The following is a 17,201-nucleotide window of genomic DNA, read 5'->3' as shown; positions in this document are numbered from 1 at the left end:
GGTTACGGCGCCGGCACGGAAGGCGTGTCCGACGCGGGGCCGGAAGGCGGGGTGCGCGCGGCGTCCGGCGCAGCGGAGAATCCCCCGGGCTGGAGCGATGGCGGGCTGGCGGCCGGGGGGTGAGCCGCCGGCTGGGCAGGAGGCTGGGCCGGGGCCGCGGGAGTGGCCGGCGCGCCGGTGGCGGGCGCGCCGGCCGTCACCCCGCTCACCGTTCCGGCCGGGCTTCCGGCCACGGGGGCCGCCGCCTCGGCCGGCGGGATCGCGACGCGCGCCGAGGGTTCGCTTTCCTTGTATTCCGGAAAGGTCCGCAGCTGGTCGCGCGACAGGTCCAGGGTGATGCCCTCGGCGGTGAAGTGCAGCATCCGCCAGGCCACCGCCAGCCGCCGCTTCCCCACCCCGAGGAAGCCGCCGTAGTCCAGCACCGCCGCCTGCGGCTCCCCGGCCTCGTCCACCAACACGTTCACCACCTGCGCCACGACGGTGCCGCCCGGCCCCTTCACGTCGCGCCCGAACACCCGGAGCGACTGGTTGGGTGCCAGGGTTTCCTGCGCGGCGAGCGATCCGGCGCCGGCGGCCGGGGGTGGCGCGGCGGCCGGGGCGGCAGGGGCTGCCGGAGCCGGCGGGGCTGTCGCGGCCGAGCCCCCTTCAGGAGCAGCGGGCGCCTCGGGCGCGGCGGGCGTGCCCGCGGGGGCCTGGCTGTTCTGGACGGGCGTGCCCGGCGGGGTGCCCGGCGGTGGGTTGGCAGGCAGCGGGGTGGCGGGGGCCGCGGGAACGGGTGCCACGGCGGGCGGCGCAGCCTCCGGCGCCGGGCTCCCCGAAGCGCCCGCGGGGGGCGCATCCGGCGGCGTGGCCGGTCCCGTGTCCCCGGGTGCGGCGGCGGCGGGGTCCGCCGCCTGGGCCAGTCCCGACAGGGGCAAGGCCACCGAGCACGCGATCAGAACGGCCATCAGGGTGGCGGAGCGGGCATCTGCGGTCATGGTCAGCCGGGTCCGAAGGGTTCTGGCAGAAGGGTTCTGGCAGAAGGGTTCTGGCAAGGGGGTCGCGGAGCGGCCGCTCAGCCGGCGCAGCCACCGCCATCGAGGCGCTGCTCCCTGGCCATGGTGCTATCACGCCGCAGCGCCGGGTTCGATGGCGGAAGCGCCCGGACGCTCTGCACGCGCGATCGTCATGCGCGCACGGGATACATGCCACGGAGCGAAGCCGGTCGCCGTGCCGCCCGCCGGCATCCCGGCGGCGCGGCGGTGGCCGGCACCGGGGCTCGGTGCTGGGGGTTCAGTGCCGGAAGTGCCGCATCCCCGTCAGCACCATGGCCAGCCCCGCCTCGTCGGCCGCCGCGATCACCTCGTTGTCGCGCATCGAGCCGCCGGGCTGGATCACCGCCGTGGCCCCCGCCGCGGCCGCCGCCTGCAACCCGTCGGCGAAGGGGAAGAAGGCATCCGACGCCACCACCGAGCCCTGCGCCAGCGGCGCGTCGAGGCCGGCGGCCTTGGCGGCCTCGGCCGACTTCCAGGCGGCGATGCGGGCGCTGTCCACCCGGTTCGGCTGGCCCATGCCCACGCCCACCGTGGCCTCGCCCTTGGCGTAAACGATGGCGTTGCTCTTCACGTGCTTGCAGACCCGGAAGGCGAACAGCAGGTCCGCCATCTCCTGCGCAGTAGGCGCGCGCTTGGTCGCCACCCGCAGATCCGCCTCGGTGACGCGGCCCGCGTCGCGGTTCTGCGCCAGGAAGCCCCCGGAGACGGAGCGGAAGGTCATCCCCTCGGCCACTGGGTCGGGCACGGCGCCGGTCAGCAGCAGGCGCAGGTTCTTCTTGCGGGCGAAGACGGCCTTGGCCTCCTCCGAAGCGTCGGGGGCGATCACCACCTCGGTGAAGATCGCCGCGATCCGCTCCGCCGCGGCGGCGTCCAGCACGCGGTTGGCCGCTACGATGCCGCCGAAGGGCGAGACCGGGTCGCACAGGAAGGCCTTGTCCCAGGCCTCGCTCAGGTCGGCGCCCAGCGCCACGCCGCAGGGGTTGGCGTGCTTGACGATCACGATCGCCGGGCGGTCGAACTCCGCCACCGCCTCGAAGGCCGCGTCGGTGTCGTTGATGTTGTTGTAGGACAGCTCCTTGCCCTGCACCTGCCGCGCGGTGGCGATGCCCGGCCGGTCCGTGCCGTCGGCGTAGAAGGCCGCGCGCTGGTGCGGGTTCTCGCCGTAGCGCAGCGTCTGCCGCAGCACGCCCGGCACGCTCAGGCGCTGCGGGAACTCCTGCGCTTCCTGCTTCGCGAACCAGGCGGCGATCGCGGCGTCGTAGGCAGCGGTGCGGGCATAGGCGGCGGCCGCCAGGGTGCGGCGCAGCGCCAGCGTGGTGCCGCCGGCCGTCAGCGCCGCCGACACCTCGGCGTACTGCGCGGGCGAGGTCAGCACCGCCACGTGGGCGTGGTTCTTGGCCGCCGAGCGGATCATCGCCGGGCCGCCGATGTCGATATTCTCGATGCAGTCGTCGAAGGACGCACCACGCGCCACGGTGGCCTCGAAGGGATACAGGTCGACGCAGACGAGATCGATCGGCGCGATCGCGTGCTCCTCCGCCTGCGCCACGTGCTCGGGCAGGTCGCGGCGATACAGCAGCCCACCATGGACCTGCGGCACCAGCGTCTTCACGCGGCCGTCCAGGATCTCCGGGAAGCCGGTGTGCTCGCTCACGTCCTTGACGGGCAGGCCAGCGGCGCGGATCGCGGCGGCGGTGCCGCCGGTGGAGAGCAGTTCGGCCCCGTGCGCCACCAGCGCCCGCGCGAACTCGATCAGCCCTCCCTTGTCGGAAACGGAAAGCAGGGCGCGGCGGATCGGCAGGGCGTCGGTCATGGCGCGGGTTTCTGCCGCCACCCGCACGGGGAAACAAGCGCGAAAGGCGTGATCGCCGCCATGTGTCGGGCGGGAAACGACCTCAAGCCGGCCCGCAGGGTGGCGCCACGCCGCGACACGGTCGCCACGGGGCATCCGGTCCGAGGGTGCCAGCCTGGGATGCCAGCCCGGCGTGTCAGCCCGGCGAGCCGGTCCGGGGCGCCGGCCACCGCGTCAGCGCATGGAGGTGTCGCCGGGCTGCGCGGCGCCGGCCGGGCGGACGAACTCCACGCCGCCCGCCACCGGCTGCCCGTTGCGGCGCAGGCAGGCCACGGTGCCACGGGACTGCGCCGCGGAGACCTCGTCCTTCCAGCGGGCGAACCACATGGCGTTCTCGTTGGGCGGCTGCTGCTGCATCAGCGCCTTGACCTCCGGCGAGCGGGAGGCCTCCTCGCGACAGGCCACTTCCTGGGGCGAGGACGGCAGGGGCGCCGGGTTGGAGATGGCGCCACAGCCGGCCAGCAGCAGGGGCGCGCCGGCCAGGAGGCACCGGCGCGCGGCACGGAGGGGAAAACGCATCAGGGAGACTCCAACCAGTCCTCGATCAGTCGCCGCGCGATGGAATCCGCCCGCGGAAGCCGGATGCCCAGGGCCTCGGGCCGCCGCAGGTCGTCGCGGCTGAACCAGCGGGCATCGCGAATCTCGCTGGGATCGATCGCGATCTCCTCCGTCAGCGCCTCGGCGTGGAAGCCCAGCATGATCGAGGCCGGAAAGGGCCAGGGCTGCGAGGAGTGGTAGAAGGCCCGTCCCACCCGGATGCCCGATTCTTCCAGCACCTCGCGCCGGACGGCCTCCTCCAGGCTCTCGCCCGGTTCCACGAAGCCCGCCAGCGTCGAGTACATGGTGTTGTCCGGGAAGCGCGTGGAATTGCCCAGGAGGCAGCGGTCGCCGTGGATCACCAGCATGATCACGGCCGGATCGGTGCGCGGAAAGTGGGAGGTGCCGCAGTTGGTGCAGACCACGACGTTGCCGGCCGAGCGCGGCTCGCAGGTGGCGCCGCAAACCCCGCAGAAGCGGTGGCGCGTCCGCCAGTGCATCATGCCGCGCGCATGCGCCAGGATGCTGGCCTCGCCCGCCGGCAGGAGGCTGGCCAGGGGCCGGATGTCGGTGAACTCGCCCGCGCCCTCGGGCAGCAGCGGCAGCGGGTCCTCGGCGTCGGAACAGTCGAGGGCATAGACCGGCGTGGCGCCCAGGCGATCGCCCGCGACGTCCTTCGCCTCCGGCCCCAGCAACCCCAGGAAGCACCAGGCCCCGCCCGCCGCCCGCAGCGCCCCGGCCGCACCGTTGCGCAGCATCACGGTTTCCGGCCGGTTCTCGCCGACGCCGCGCAACAGGGAGCGGCCGCGCCAGACCGGCACGAACAGCGCGTCGTCGCGCGCCAGCAGCGCCTCCATCACACCCGCGTCGTCGCGCAGGTCCGATGCGCGGTCGAGCGGGTTGCCGGTGTAAACGTTGGGGCGGCTGGCGGGGATCGAGAGCATGGGCGACGCGGAGGGTGCCACGCGCCCGCCACCGGGTCCATCGCGCGGCCGGTCACGTCCGCGCGCCGTGCGCGTGTGGGCCTGCCGGGTGGCATGTCGGATGGGCGCGGGCCGGCCTGGGGGTGTCCCCTCCTCGCAGGAGCCCGCCATGACGGGCCGGCCGCGAAACAGGCGCTGAGGAGGCGTGCTCCGGGAACTGGTTCCAGGCGACAGGTGCCGGGAGTCGGTCCCGGGGACTGGTCCCGGGGAACTGGTCGGGTTCGCCGCGCCGGGGCAACTCTGCCGCACCCCGCCGGTTGTTGTGCCGCTGCCCCGCGGTTCGCGGTCGGCCTCCCGAAAACGAAGCAGGTTCTGCCCCGAATGTCCGACGCCTTGCCCGCCCCCGGCCAAGCCAATCTGGCGGCCGCCTCCGTGAACCGTGAGATCCGGGTCCGCGAGGGCCGTCCCTTTCCGCTTGGCGCCACCTGGGACGGGCTGGGCGTGAACTTCGCGCTGTTCTCGGCCAATGCCACCAAGGTCGAGCTCTGCCTCTTCGACCCCAAGGGCGAGCGCGAGATCGATCGCGTGGTGATGCCGGAATACACGGACGAGGTGTTCCACTGCTACCTGCCCGATGCCCGCCCGGGCACGGTCTACGGCTACCGCGTCCACGGCCCTTACGACCCCGCCAACGGTCACCGCTTCAACCCCAACAAGCTGCTGCTCGACCCCTACGCCAAGGGCCTGGTGGGGGAGCTGAAGTGGGACCCGTCGCATTTCGGCTACGTGATGGAAAGCGGCGACGACACCACCTTCGACGAGCGTGACAGCGCCCCCTTCATGCCCAAGAGCCGCGTCGTCGATCCGGCCTTCACCTGGGGCCAGGACCGCTCGCCCAACGTGCCCTGGTCGGAGACGATCTTCTACGAGACGCACGTCAAGGGCTTCACCAAGCTCCACCCCGCCATCCCGGAAGAGCTGCGCGGCACCTATGCCGGCCTCGGCCAACGCGAGATCGTGGACTACATCCGCTCGCTCGGCGTCACCTCGGTGGAGCTGCTGCCAGTGCACGGCTTCGTGCAGGACCAGCACCTGACCGACAAGGGCCTCGCGAACTACTGGGGCTACAACACCATCTCCTTCTTCGCGCCGGAGCTCCGCTATTCCGCTTCCGGCTCACTGAGCGAGTTCAAGGAGATGGTGGCACGCCTCCATGACGCCGGCCTCGAGGTCATCCTCGACGTGGTGTACAACCACACGGCGGAAGGCAACGAGCGCGGCCCGACCCTTTCCTTCAAGGGCATCGACAACGCCAGCTACTACCGGCTGCTGCCCGACCAGAAGCGCTACTACATCAACGAGACCGGCACCGGGAACACGGTGAACCTCAGCCATCCGCGCGTGCTGCAGATGGTCACCGACAGCCTGCGCTACTGGGTGCAGGAAATGCACGTTGACGGCTTCCGCTTCGACCTCGCCACCATCCTGGGCCGCGAACCCTACGGCTTCGACGAGGGCGGCGGCTTCCTCGACAGCTGCCGCCAGGACCCGATCCTGTCTTCCGTGAAGCTGATCGCCGAGCCCTGGGACATCGGCCCCGGCGGGTATCAGGTCGGCGGCTTCCCGCCCGGCTGGGCGGAGTGGAACGACAAGTACCGCGACACCGTGCGCGAATACTGGAAGGGCGACGAGGGCAAGCTGTCGGAGATGGCGACGCGCATGACCGCCTCGGGCGACCGCTTCAACAAGCGCGGCCGGCGTCCCTGGAGCTCGGTGAACTTCATCACCGCGCATGACGGCTTCTGCCTCAACGACCTCGTCTCCTACAACGAGAAGCACAACGAGGAGAACGGCGAGAACGGTCAGGACGGCCATTCTGACAACAAGAGCTGGAACTGCGGCGCGGAAGGCCCGACCGACGACGAGGAGATCATCAAGCTCCGCGAGCGGCAGAAGCGCAACTTCCTGGCGACGCTGCTGCTGTCGCAGGGCACGCCGCTGATCCTGGCGGGCGACGAGCTCGGCCGCACGCAGAACGGCAACAACAACACCTACTGCCAGGACAACGAGCTGAACTGGGTGGACTGGGAAAACATCACCGAGGAAGGGCACTCACTTATCGAGTTCACCCGCAAGGTGATCGCCCTGCGCAAGGCCCTGCCGATCCTGCGCCGCGGCCGCTTCCTGACCGGCCGGCACAATGCGGAGCTGGACGTCAAGGACGTGGAGTGGTTGTCCCCGGCCGGCACGACGATGCCCGACGAGGCCTGGGGCGACCCGTCCGCCCGCTGCCTCGGCATGCTGCTGGACGGCCGGGCGCGCGCCACCGGCATCCACCGCCCGGCGATGGACATCACGGCGCTGATCGTCATCAACTCCTACCACGACGTGGTGAACTTCACCCTGCCGGAGGTGGTGGGCGGCAAGACCTGGCACTGCCTGCTGGACACCAACCAGCCCGAGGGGATCGAGATCGAGAACTTCGACAGCGGGCAGGAATACGTGGTGACGGGCCGCTCCACCCTGCTCTTCGCGCTGGAGCCGGACGAGGGCGACAGCATTGCCCTGCGCCGCGCCCTGCGCGCCCTGCGCGGCCTGACGGAGCGCCCGGCTCCCGTGCCGGCACAGTCGTCGGAAGGCTGAACCCCACCGCCCCGGCCCTTCTTCGCGAGGGCCGGGGCGGCTGGCCTACCACCCTGCAACCAGAACGCGTGGTCGCCCTTTACCGCCCCCAGGGGGACGGTTAACACGCCCGCGTGGTTGCTCCGCCGTCGCCGATGGTGGAGCATCCCTTACCATGGTCGGCGGAGTGCGTCCGGGTTGAGCCTGATCTCCTATGCCCAGAACCTAGAGGACGTCATGCTCTGGCGCGCGTTGCGCGACGTCGGACAGGGCTTCTACATCGACGTGGGCGCCTGGAGACCGCGCGAGGACTCCGTCACCCTCGCCTTCTACGAACACGGCTGGAGCGGCATCAACGTCGAGCCCGACACCGTCGGGTACGCCGCGATGGCCGAGGCGCGCCCGCGCGACATCAACCTGCAACTGGCGCTGGGGGAGGAGGCCGGGGAAGCCACCTTCTTCCGCATCGGGGAAACCGGCCTCTCGACCCTCGACCCGGAATTCGCCCGGCAGCACCAGGTGGCTGGCCACAAGGTGGAGCGGCACCAGGTGGAGGTCAGCACGCTGGCCCTGGTCTGCGAGCAGCACGTCCGCTCCGCCATCCACTTCCTGAAGATCGACGCCGAGGGTGCTGAGGCCGAGGTCCTGCGCGGCGCCGACTTCGTCCGCTTCCGCCCCTGGATCGTGCTGGTCGAGGCCACGCTGCCCAACTCGCCGGAGCCCTCGCACGAGGCCTGGGAAGGCACGTTGCTGGAGGCGGGCTACGTCTTCGCCTGGTTCGACGGGCTGAACCGCTTCTACGTCGCGCGCGAGAAGGCGGAGGCGCTGCTGCCGCGCTTCCGTGAGCCGCCCAACGTCTTCGACGACTACGTCAGCATCGCGGCCATCCGCAAGGCGGTGGCGGCCGAGGGGCACGGCACCACGATCGCCGAGCTGGAGGCTTCCGCCACGGCCGAGCAGGCACGGGCGGCGGCCGAGGCATCCCGGCAGGAGCTGCAGCGCAGTAGGGAGGAAGCCCGCGAGGCCGAGGCACGCCTGCTGGCCAAGGCCGTGGCCGCCGAGGATGCCGCGCGCGAGGCGGAAGCGCGCTGGCAGGCCAGGGCGGCGGAGGCCGAGGACGCCGCCCGGCAGGCGCAGGCCCGCGCCCTGGAAGCCGAAACGCAGCGTCTGCTGGCCGAGGCCGAGCTGACCGCCCAGCCGGCGCAGGCGAATGCGGAGGTGACGCTGGCGGGGGGTGCGAACCGCGCCACGCAGGCCCGCGTCGCCTCACCCGCACGCACCAAGGGGCCGCGGGTCTTCTTCGACGCCTCGCTGACCCTGTACTACGGGATGCGCACGCCGGTGGGCATCGTGCGCGCCGAGCACTACGTGGCGGAGTTCCTGGCCCATGCGCCGGACGTGCCGCTGGACTTCGTAATCTTCGACGGCGAGCTGCGGGCCTACCGGCCGCTTCAGCCATCGGAGCGCCGGCTGCTGCGCCGCATCCTGTTCGAGCGCTACGCCGCGGACCAGGCCACGGCCATGGACCTGGGCCAGGACCCGCTGCCGGAAGCCGACGCGGACGAGGCGGATGACGCGGACGACGCGGCGCAGGACAACAAGGCGCCCGAGGTATCGGTTCTCCCCCGGCCCGAGCCGCCCCTCCCCGAGCCCGAGGCGCCCAACCTCAGCCCCGGGCAGCTGCTGCGCCGCCGCCTGCGCAGCGCCACCAGGCTGCGCCCGCAGGACTTCAACACCATCCTGATCCGCGACGCGGCGCGCCTGTTGCCGGTGCGGCCGGATCAGTCGGGCCTGCGCCGCCTGGGCACCCGCATCCTGCGCCGGATCGGCCTTCACACGGCGCGCGGCGGCCACGCCGTGCTGTTCCGCGGCGCCAGCGCCCTGGGTCACGCGGCCCGCCTCGGGCGCAGCGCGGTGCGGCCCGACAATCCTCCGCCGGGCATGGACGAGACCCTGGAGGAGGCGGCCGCGGCTGATGCGCCGACCGAAGCGGCGGCGATCGAAGCCGCGGCCGAGGCGGTGCAGGAAGCGCCCGTGCCCGAGGGCGCCATGCGCTTCCGCCCAGGCGACGTCGTGCTGTCGATGTCCAACACCTGGGACTACATGGACTACGGCTATCTCAGCCGCATCTGCGGGCGCGACGGCGTCCGCTTCGTGGCGGTGATCTACGACGTGATCGCGATGCGCCATCCCTACACCACGCCCAACGACCCGCACATGTATCAGCGGCACTGGGTGGAGATCGGCCACTTGGCGGCGCAGCTGGTCTCGATCTCGGAACACAGCACCGACACCTACCGGCGCTACGTGGCCGAGCCGAACGATCTCGACCCGCCGATCGTCCACGCCTACCTGCCGAACTTCCTCAAGGCGCGCGCGGCGGAGATCGGCGAGGTCGCCATCCCGGAGCTGGATGGGGAAAGCTTCGCCTTCTTCTGTTCCACCATCGAGACCCGCAAGAACCACCAGCTACTGTTCCACGCCTGGGACCGGCTGGTGGAGGAGCGCGGCATCGACGCGGTTCCGACGCTGGTCTTCGTCGGCAAGTGGGGCTGGGGCACGGAAACCGTGCGCCTGCTGGTGGAGCGCAACTGGCGCTGGCGCAAGCGCCTCCTCGTGCTGGACCAGGTGTCCGACGCGCAGCTCATCTGGCTGTACCGCCATGCGCGCTTCACGCTCTTCCCCTCCATCTCGGAAGGCTTCGGCCTCGCCGCGGCGGAAAGCCTGTCCTTCGGCACGCCGGTGGTGGTGTCGAGCTGCCCGGCGCTGGTGGAGGCCTCGGAAGGGCTGATGCCGGCGATCGACCCCTTCGACCTGCCGGCCTGGGTCGATGAGATCCGCTCGCTGATCGTGGACGACACCCGGCTGGACGCCCTGCGCGAGGCGGCAGGGCGCTACCGCGGTCCGGCCTACGAGGATTTCGGTCAGGTGGTCCACGACACGGTGCTGCGCCTGGCCTTCCCCGACGGGGTTCCCGCGGCCGGCGCCGCGGCATCGTCTGGGGGCGCATCCGACCCGGTCCGGAACGGCTGAAGGGAGGACGCAGGATGCCGCACTGCCTGATCATCACGCCCTTCCCGCTCTCCGCGCCCAAGCATGGCGGTCAGGTCCGGGCCGCCAGCGTGGCCTGGGCCCTGCGCCATGCCGGCTGGCAGGTCGACATGGCCGGGATCTTCCACGAGCGCTTCTTCCCGCCCGAGGAATGGGGCCCCCACGACATCGTCCTGCAAGGCGACGCGCTGGCCGACCGCGCCCTGGGCGACATCCTCTTTGCCGACCTGCACGTCGCCCGCGCCGCCGCGCGGCAGCCCGAGGTGGTGGCGCAGCTCCGCCGCCTGCTCGCCCGTCTGCGCCCCGACATGGTTCACGTGGAACATCCCTGGGACTGGCTGGTGCTGCGCCAAGCCCTGCCCGATTCCGGCCCGCGCCCCCGGATCGTGTATTCCAGCCAGAACATCGAGTGGAGCGCCCGCGCGCCCTTCTTCCGCCTCGGCATGAAGCGCCCGGGCGACGACGCGCTGGTGCTGGCGACCCGGGCGCTGGAGCTCGACTTCGCCCGGGCGGCCGACCTGGTGTTCTCGATCTCCGACCTGGAAGCGGCCGAGATCGAGCAGGAAAGCGGCCGGCCCGTGGTCTACCTGCCCGCCGTGTCCGACCTGGCGCAGCCGACCAGCACCGCCGGCGGCCGCTTCGCGCGTGAGGCCGGGGCGGCCGGCATCCGCTACGCCGCCACCATGGGCAGCGCCTACTGGCCCAACGTGGAAGGCTTCTTCGATGTCTTTCCCCAGGGTCTGGGCTTCCTGGCTCATGACGAGCAGATCTGGGCCGCCGGCGCGCTGGGCCGCGCGATCCACGAAGATAAGCGCTACAACGACTTCCGCACCATCAACGAGACCCGCTTCCGTGCCACCGGCTACGTCGAGGACAGCGAGAAGGCGGGCTTCTTCGCGGCCGCCGCCTGCGTGCTGGTGCCGGTGCGGATCGGCGCCGGCGCCAAGCTGAAGATGGCCGATGCCGTGGCCAGCGGCTGCGCGGTGATCGCCACGCCGCACGCCGTGGAAGGCTACGGCCCCCTGGTGGCCGAGGCGATCGACGACGGCATCTACGTCGCCGACACCCCGCGCGACTACCGCGCCCTGGTGCGGCGCGCCCTGCGCGAAGGCCTGCCCGGCTGCTCGCCCGCCGTCCGCGCGCGGCTGGGCCTGGGCCACATGGCGGGGATCATGGTGGGGGCGCTGGCGACGCTGCCGGGCCTCCAGGACCACTGAGGCGAGTCCCCAGGCCGCGGCGGCGTGGCCCGGGAACACCCTCCGGAAACATCCCGCCCACCCTGTTCCCCAACCGGACCCGGCCAGGGAATGCTCTTGCCGGATTGCCTTCCGGCCGCGGGGAGGCCATATCTGCCGGCGGAAGGCCGGCCGCGGACGGGCGCCTCGCCAACCCGGTCAGGTCCGGAAGGAAGCAGCCGCAACGAGTTTCCGCCCGGGTCGCGTGTCGGTCTTCCACCGGAATGCGGCCACCTTCCCGCAGGCCCTCGCGCTCCAGCTCCCGGAACCGGATGCCCAGCGACCACGCCGACCAAGACGCGCCCGCTTACGACGAGATCCCCGAGCCGCCCGCCGACGGCCCCGGTCTCTTCGGCGAGGCACCCGCCGCGGCGCCCGTCCCGGCGCCGCTGCCGGAACCCGAGCCCACCCAGCCCTATCGCGTCCTGGCCCGGAAATACCGGCCCACCACCTTTGCCGACCTGGTGGGGCAGGAGGCGATGGTGCGCACCCTGCGCAACGCCTTCGCCCAGAACCGCATCGCCCACGCCTTCATGCTCACGGGCATCCGCGGCGTCGGCAAGACCACCACCGCCCGCATCATCGCCCGCGCGCTGAACTGCACCGGGCCGGACGGCAATGGCGGCCCGACCGTGGACCCCTGCGGCGTCTGCCCCAACTGCCGCGCCATCCTCGCCGACCGCCACCCCGACGTGACCGAGCTCGACGCCGCCAGCAACAACGGCGTCGACAACGTGCGGGAACTGCGCGAACAGGTGCGCTTCCGCCCCGTCCAGGGCCGCTGCAAGGTCTTCATCCTGGATGAGGTCCACATGCTGTCGGGCCCGGCCTTCAACGCGCTTCTCAAGACGCTGGAGGAACCGCCGCCGGGCGTGCGCTTCATCTTCGCCACCACCGAACTGCGCAAGGTTCCGGCGACCATCCTGTCGCGCTGCCAGACCTTTCACCTGCGCCGCATGTCGCAGGCCGAGTTGTCGGGCCTGTTCACCCGCATCGGCGAGCGCGAGGGCGCGAAGCTGGAGCCCGAGGCGCTGGCGATGATCGCCCGCGCCGCCGACGGCTCCGCCCGCGACGGGCTGTCGCTGCTGGATCAGGCGATCGCGCTGTCGGAGGAAGGCGGCCTCGTCACGGCCGGTGCCGTGCGCGACATGCTGGGCCTCGCCGACCGCACCCTGGTGCTCGACGTGATGGAGGCCGCGATGCGCGGCGACGTCGCCGCCATGCTGCGGCAGATGGACCGCGCGCACGAACACGGGGCCGATGCCGGCGTGCTGCTCTCCGACCTGGCCGAGCTCACGCACCAGCTAACCCGCCTGCGCTCCGTGCCCGCGCTGCGCGACGACCCGGGCCTGCCGGAGGAGCTGCGCACCCGCGGCAGCGCCCTGGCCGCCAGCCTGTCGGTGCCGGTGCTGGGACGCGCCTGGCAGATGCTGCTGAAGGGCCTGGAGGAACTCGCCCACGCGCCCGACCGCCGCGCCGCGGCGGAGATGGTGCTGATCCGCCTCGCCCACGTGGCGGAGATGCCGACGCCGGGCGAGATTCTGCGGCGCCTGTCCAACGGCGCGCCGGCGCTCGGCACTGGCGCGCAGGCTGGCACCGCGCAGGGGAGTGCGAACTCCGATCTCGCCGGCTCCAATGGTTCCAGCTCCGGCAGCGTGGCTGGTTCCGCATCCGGCACGCCGAACGGCGGTTTTTCCCCAGCCGAGCCCGGAATGCCGCCCGGCGGTGGCGCCGCGACGCAGCCGCCCGACGGCATCCGCATGGCCGCCGGCGGGGAGATGCCGGTGGCGGCCGCGGCCCCCGCGCCCGCCCCGCAGCCCAGCTCCTTCCGCGAGGTGGTCATGCTGGCCTCGGGCCGCCGGCCGATGCTGCACGCCCACCTCGTGCACAGCGTCCACCTCGTGGAGTTCGCGCGCGGCCGAATCGAGCTGCGACCCCTGCCCCAGGCCCCTCGCGACCTGGCCGCGCAGCTGACGGTGCTGCTGGCGGAAACCACGGGGCAGCGCTGGACCGTGGTGCTGTCCAACGACGCCGGCGAGCCGACCCTGGCCCAGCAGGGCAAGGCCGTCGCGGCGCAGACCCGCGAGCTGGCGCTGAGCCACCCGCTGGTCCAGGCCGTGCTCGCCGCCTTTCCGGGCGCGCAGATCGGCGAGGATGCGGTGCGCGACGAGTCGCTCGACGAGTACGGCCTGCCGCCCGCGGCCCTCGAGGAAGCGGCGGAAGGCACGGCGGGGATGGAAGAGGGCGACGAGCGGGAGTTCGCCCCGCCCGACGCCGAACCCGCGGGGCTGTCGGACTTCGACTGAGCCGCTGCCGGGCCGGCACGCCCGGTTCCCGGCTTCCGCCCTTCGGCTTCCGCAGCATTCCCGCGTCGCGACGGCGGGCACCGGCCGTCGGGCCGGGCGGACGACGCAGAACCCTGAACTTCCGCAGGAATAGCCACGCCGACCTCGGCGGCCGGCGCGCAGATGACGAAAATGCAACTTGCATGCTAGTATGTCTTTTATAAGAGTGCCCGCATGCGAAGCGACATCCGGGAGCGAGGGACCTTTGTGGCGGCACCCCTGCGGAGCGGCCGCCCCGCCACCGCGGCCTTGCAGCTCCATCAGTTGATCCGGGGCCGCATCGTTTCCGGTCACTACCCTCCCCTGCAGACCCTGTCGGAAAAGGAGTTGGCGCAGGATTTCGGCGTCAGCCGCACGCCGGTGCGCGAAGCGCTGAGCAAGCTGGAAGAGGAGGGCCTCGTCTCGATCCAGCCGCAGCGCGGCACCCTCGTGTCGCCGATCTCGACCGCGCGCATCCGCTCAAGCCAGTTCGTGCGCGAGGCGCTGGAATGCGCAGCCGTCGGCCTGGGCGCAGCGCTGCGCACGCCCGCGCAGGTCACGGAGCTGCGCCTCCTGCTGGACCGGCAGCGGCTCTGCGACAGCGAGGCGGAGTTCCTCGCGGCCGACGAAGCGCTCCACCAGCAGCTGATGGCGCTGGCCGGGCAGGCGGCGGCCTGGACCGTGGTGGAGATGGCGCGGATTCATCTCGACCGCATCCGCTACCTGTCGGTGCAGCGCCCCTCGAAGCGGCAATCCGTCCTGGAGGAACACGCCCGCATCATCGACCGCATCTCCGCCGGGGATGCGGCGGGCGCCACCGAGGCGATGCGCCACCACCTGCGCGGCGTCTTCGTGTCCACGGAGGAAGTGATGCGGGATCACCCGACGCTCTTCGAGGACGCACCGGACAGCTTCCGCCCTCTCCGACGCCGCTCCCGGCCCGCGGCCGCCGGCGGTGCCCAGGAGCCCTCTCAACCCCAGTCGGCCGCACCGCCCTGACGCTGCGGCGCGACTGATCCCCAAAACTGCCCGCCACGCCAGGCGGCTTGCACAGCAGAGTCCTCGAGGAACCGCTTCCATGTCATCAGCCGCTCTCACCGCGGAGGTCAGGAAAGGCCGCGTCCGCTTCGGCATCGTCGCGATGCTGTTCGCCGTCACCATGGTGAACTACGCCGACCGCGCCACGCTGGCGATCGCGGGTCCGGCGCTCTCGAAGGAACTGGGCTTCAGCCCGGTGGAGATGGGCTTCGTCTTCTCGGCCTTCGGCTGGGCCTACGTGATCGGGCAGATCCCGGGCGGCTGGCTGCTGGACCGCTTCGGCTCCAAGAAGGTGTATTTCGGCAGCATCTTCCTGTGGTCGATCTTCACCTTCCTCCAGGGCAGCGTGGAGCTGATGGCCACGGCGGCGGCGCTCTACGCCCTGTTCGCGCTGCGCTTCCTGGTGGGCTTTGCCGAGGCGCCCTCCTTCCCGGCCAACAGCCGCCTCGTCGCCGCCTGGTTCCCCTCCAACGAGCGCGGCACGGCGTCCGCCATCTTCAACTCGGCGCAGTACTTCGCCACCGTGTTCTTCGCCCCCGTGATGGGCTGGCTCACCTCCTCCTACGGCTGGCCCTATCCCTTCTACTTCATGGGCATCGTGGGCATCGTCATCAGCCTGATCTGGCTCAGGACCATCTACAGCCCGCACGAGCACCCGCGCCTCGGCCGCGCCGAGATGGACTACATGGCCGAGGGCGGCGCGCTGGTGAACATGGACGAGACCGAAAGCCGCGCCGGCAAGAAGGAAGGCCCGCAGCTTTCCTTTATCAAGGACCTCGTCAGCAACCGCATGATGCTGGGCATCTATCTCGGCCAGTTCTGCATCAACGCGCTGACCTACTTCTTCATCACCTGGTTCCCCGTCTACCTCGTGCAGCAGCGTGGCATGTCGATCCTCAACGCCGGCTTCGTGGCCTCGATCCCGGCGATCTGCGGCTTCACCGGCGGCGTGCTGGGCGGCATCTGGTCGGACGCCATGCTGCGCCGCGGCTACTCGCTCACCGCTGCCCGCAAGACGCCGATCGTGGCGGGCATGCTGATGTCGGTCAGCATGGTGCTGTGCAACTACGTCGACGCGCAGTGGCTGGTGGTGTTCATCATGGCCGTGGCCTTCTTCGGCAAGGGCGTGGGCGCGCTGGGCTGGGCCGTGATCTCCGACACCGCGCCGCGCGAGATCGCGGGGCTGAGCGGTGGGCTGTTCAACATGTTCGGCAACATCTCCTCGATCACCACGCCGATCATCATCGGCTACATCATCCAGAGCACCGGCTCCTTCAACGGCGCGCTGGTGTTCATCGGCGCCAACGCGGTGGTAGCGGCACTGAGCTACCTCGTGGTGGTGGGCGAGATCCGCCGCTTCGCCCTGCCGAGCCGCTCGGCCGTCTGATCGGGGTTGGGCTCTGTCCCGGGGGAGAGAAGGAATTCTCTCCCCCGCTCCCCCTCTCATCTTTTTCCGGGACGCTGCCGCGGGAACGTTGAAAGCCCGTCGCGGTACGACGGCCGCCAGCACTGCCCGGAAGAATCAAAGCCTCCTGTCAGCGCTGGCTGAACCGTCGCTCGCTCCGGCTCATCGAGCCGGAGCGCACACCGCCAGCCACACTCCCGCGGCAGCGTCCCGAAAAAGGGATGAGGGTGGAAGGGTCCGGGAAGGAGGGAGAACTCCTTCTCCCTCCTTCCTGGCCACGGCGGTCCCGCCCCTACGCCGCGGCGCCCCGCATCAGCCGCTCGCACAGTGCCACCAGCCGGTCGATCTCCGCCTCCGTGTTGTAGAGCGGCGCGGATCAGCGTCGGCAGCCCTCGTGCCTCGGCATCGAGGCGTGTCGAGGAAGGTTCCGAAGCGCCGATGCTGATGTGTGCCGCCCCGGCCCGCGCCACCACGTCGCGCGCCCGCTGCCCGTCCGGCGTGAAGCTCACGATGGCGGATGGGTCATGCCCCAGGTCGCGCGCGCACGGCGGCGCCGGGAATGGCTCGCAGGCCGTCGCGCAGCCGGTTGGCCAGGGCGCGGTGCCGGCATTGTGGAAGCAGGCGCGCCGCGCCGTGGCCGGCGTGTCGGCCCGCACACGTTCGAGGTCGATCATCCCGCTCCCATCCCCCTGCCCGGGATCCGGCGCAGCAGAGCAGGATTCCCCACCCGCTCAAGGCCGGGCGGGCTGACGTGGCGGGGTCGGTGCCCTAGATACTCGCCTGCGACACGCCACCCTCACCGAGAAGCAGGACGACGCGCATGAAGAACCTCAGCGGCATGCTCAAGCAGGCCCAGCAGATGCAGACCAAGATGCAGGAAATGCAGGCGAGGCTGGAGGCGCAGGTCGTCGACGGTCAGGCCGGCGCCGGCATGGTCAAGGTGTCGCTGTCGGGCAAGGGCGAGCTCAAGAGCGTCAAGATCGACCCCTCCCTCCTGTCCGCTGAGGAAGGCGAGGTGCTGGAGGACCTGCTGGTCGCCGCCCATGCCGACGCCAAGAACAAGGTCGAGGCGATCGCCGCCGAGGAGATGCAGAAGGCCACCGCCGGGCTGAACATCCCCGGCATGGGCGGCGGCCTCGGCGGCTTCAAGCTGCCGTTCTGAGCCTCACGCGCCGTGCGG

At 71.5% G+C, this 17,201-nt stretch carries 11 protein-coding genes and 1 other RNA gene; 8 read left to right on the top strand and 4 right to left on the bottom strand.

Translation table 11 applies throughout. From position 1 onward, the window contains the following. Positions 1–2: 2 nt before the first annotated feature. The 4 genes from ACFFGY_RS21095 to nudC all read right to left on the bottom strand — a co-directional run bounded on the left by ACFFGY_RS21095 (position 3) and on the right by nudC (position 4,388). Positions 3–977 (bottom strand): hypothetical protein, encoded by a 975-nt coding sequence (locus tag ACFFGY_RS21095; protein ID WP_377046510.1) that lies wholly within the window; start codon positions 975–977, stop codon positions 3–5. 295 nt (positions 978–1,272) lie between these two features. Continuing rightward, positions 1,273–2,847, bottom strand: a complete 1,575-nt coding sequence (purH, locus tag ACFFGY_RS21090) for a bifunctional phosphoribosylaminoimidazolecarboxamide formyltransferase/IMP cyclohydrolase (RefSeq protein WP_377046509.1) — start codon at positions 2,845–2,847, stop codon at positions 1,273–1,275. Positions 2,848–3,060: 213 nt separating this feature from the next. Beyond that, positions 3,061–3,405, bottom strand: coding sequence for a hypothetical protein (locus tag ACFFGY_RS21085; RefSeq protein ID WP_377046508.1), 345 nt, complete (start codon positions 3,403–3,405; stop codon positions 3,061–3,063). Further along, positions 3,405–4,388: an NAD(+) diphosphatase gene (gene nudC, locus ACFFGY_RS21080; protein ID WP_456316178.1), complete on the bottom strand. Its 984-nt coding sequence runs from the start codon at positions 4,386–4,388 to the stop codon at positions 3,405–3,407. Before nudC ends, ACFFGY_RS21085 begins: the two co-directional genes overlap by 1 nt. A 339-nt stretch (positions 4,389–4,727) precedes the next feature. Here nudC and glgX point away from each other — a divergent pair, with 339 nt between their 5' ends. The 8 genes from glgX (at position 4,728) to ACFFGY_RS21040 (ending at position 17,183) form a co-directional block, all read left to right on the top strand. Beyond that, a complete protein-coding gene (glgX, locus tag ACFFGY_RS21075; RefSeq protein WP_377046507.1) occupies positions 4,728–6,989 on the top strand; it encodes a glycogen debranching protein GlgX in 2,262 nt (753 codons plus the stop codon). 177 nt (positions 6,990–7,166) lie between these two features. Beyond that, positions 7,167–10,001 carry an FkbM family methyltransferase gene (locus ACFFGY_RS21070; RefSeq protein ID WP_377046505.1) on the top strand — a complete coding sequence of 945 codons (2,835 nt, stop codon included), beginning with the start codon at positions 7,167–7,169 and terminating at the stop codon, positions 9,999–10,001. 14 nt (positions 10,002–10,015) lie between these two features. Continuing rightward, a complete protein-coding gene (locus tag ACFFGY_RS21065) occupies positions 10,016–11,236 on the top strand; it encodes a glycosyltransferase (protein ID WP_377046504.1) in 1,221 nt (406 codons plus the stop codon). A gap of 141 nt (positions 11,237–11,377) precedes the next feature. Beyond that, an RNA gene (gene ffs / locus ACFFGY_RS21060) (signal recognition particle sRNA small type) lies at positions 11,378–11,474 on the top strand. A 52-nt stretch (positions 11,475–11,526) separates the two neighbouring features. Then, positions 11,527–13,560: a DNA polymerase III subunit gamma/tau gene (locus ACFFGY_RS21055; RefSeq protein WP_377046503.1), complete on the top strand. Its 2,034-nt coding sequence runs from the start codon at positions 11,527–11,529 to the stop codon at positions 13,558–13,560. Positions 13,561–13,773: 213 nt separating this feature from the next. After that, positions 13,774–14,577: a GntR family transcriptional regulator gene (locus ACFFGY_RS21050; RefSeq protein ID WP_377046502.1), complete on the top strand. Its 804-nt coding sequence runs from the start codon at positions 13,774–13,776 to the stop codon at positions 14,575–14,577. 79 nt (positions 14,578–14,656) lie between these two features. Beyond that, positions 14,657–16,003: an MFS transporter gene (locus tag ACFFGY_RS21045; RefSeq protein WP_377046501.1), complete on the top strand. Its 1,347-nt coding sequence runs from the start codon at positions 14,657–14,659 to the stop codon at positions 16,001–16,003. Positions 16,004–16,841: 838 nt separating this feature from the next. Further along, entirely contained in the window at positions 16,842–17,183 is a 342-nt protein-coding gene (locus ACFFGY_RS21040) for a YbaB/EbfC family nucleoid-associated protein (protein WP_377046500.1), read from the top strand. Positions 17,184–17,201: the final 18 nt, after the last annotated feature.

Origin of the sequence: Roseomonas elaeocarpi (assembly GCF_042433915.1) — a bacterium.
Taxonomy (GTDB): Bacteria; Pseudomonadota; Alphaproteobacteria; order Acetobacterales; family Acetobacteraceae; genus Roseomonas; species Roseomonas elaeocarpi.
This window is presented reverse-complemented; position numbering and strand designations above follow the sequence as displayed.

Coding starts and splice junctions, on each gene's coding strand:
- ACFFGY_RS21055 (WP_377046503.1), top strand. CDS start 11,527: ATGCCCAGCGACCACGCCGACCAAGACGCGCCCGCTTACGACGAGATC.
- ACFFGY_RS21045 (WP_377046501.1), top strand. CDS start 14,657: ATGTCATCAGCCGCTCTCACCGCGGAGGTCAGGAAAGGCCGCGTCCGC.
- ACFFGY_RS21050 (WP_377046502.1), top strand. CDS start 13,774: ATGCGAAGCGACATCCGGGAGCGAGGGACCTTTGTGGCGGCACCCCTG.
- ACFFGY_RS21065 (WP_377046504.1), top strand. CDS start 10,016: ATGCCGCACTGCCTGATCATCACGCCCTTCCCGCTCTCCGCGCCCAAG.
- glgX (WP_377046507.1), top strand. CDS start 4,728: ATGTCCGACGCCTTGCCCGCCCCCGGCCAAGCCAATCTGGCGGCCGCC.
- ACFFGY_RS21095 (WP_377046510.1), bottom strand. CDS start 977: ATGACCGCAGATGCCCGCTCCGCCACCCTGATGGCCGTTCTGATCGCG.
- ACFFGY_RS21085 (WP_377046508.1), bottom strand. CDS start 3,405: ATGCGTTTTCCCCTCCGTGCCGCGCGCCGGTGCCTCCTGGCCGGCGCG.
- ACFFGY_RS21040 (WP_377046500.1), top strand. CDS start 16,842: ATGAAGAACCTCAGCGGCATGCTCAAGCAGGCCCAGCAGATGCAGACC.
- purH (WP_377046509.1), bottom strand. CDS start 2,847: ATGACCGACGCCCTGCCGATCCGCCGCGCCCTGCTTTCCGTTTCCGAC.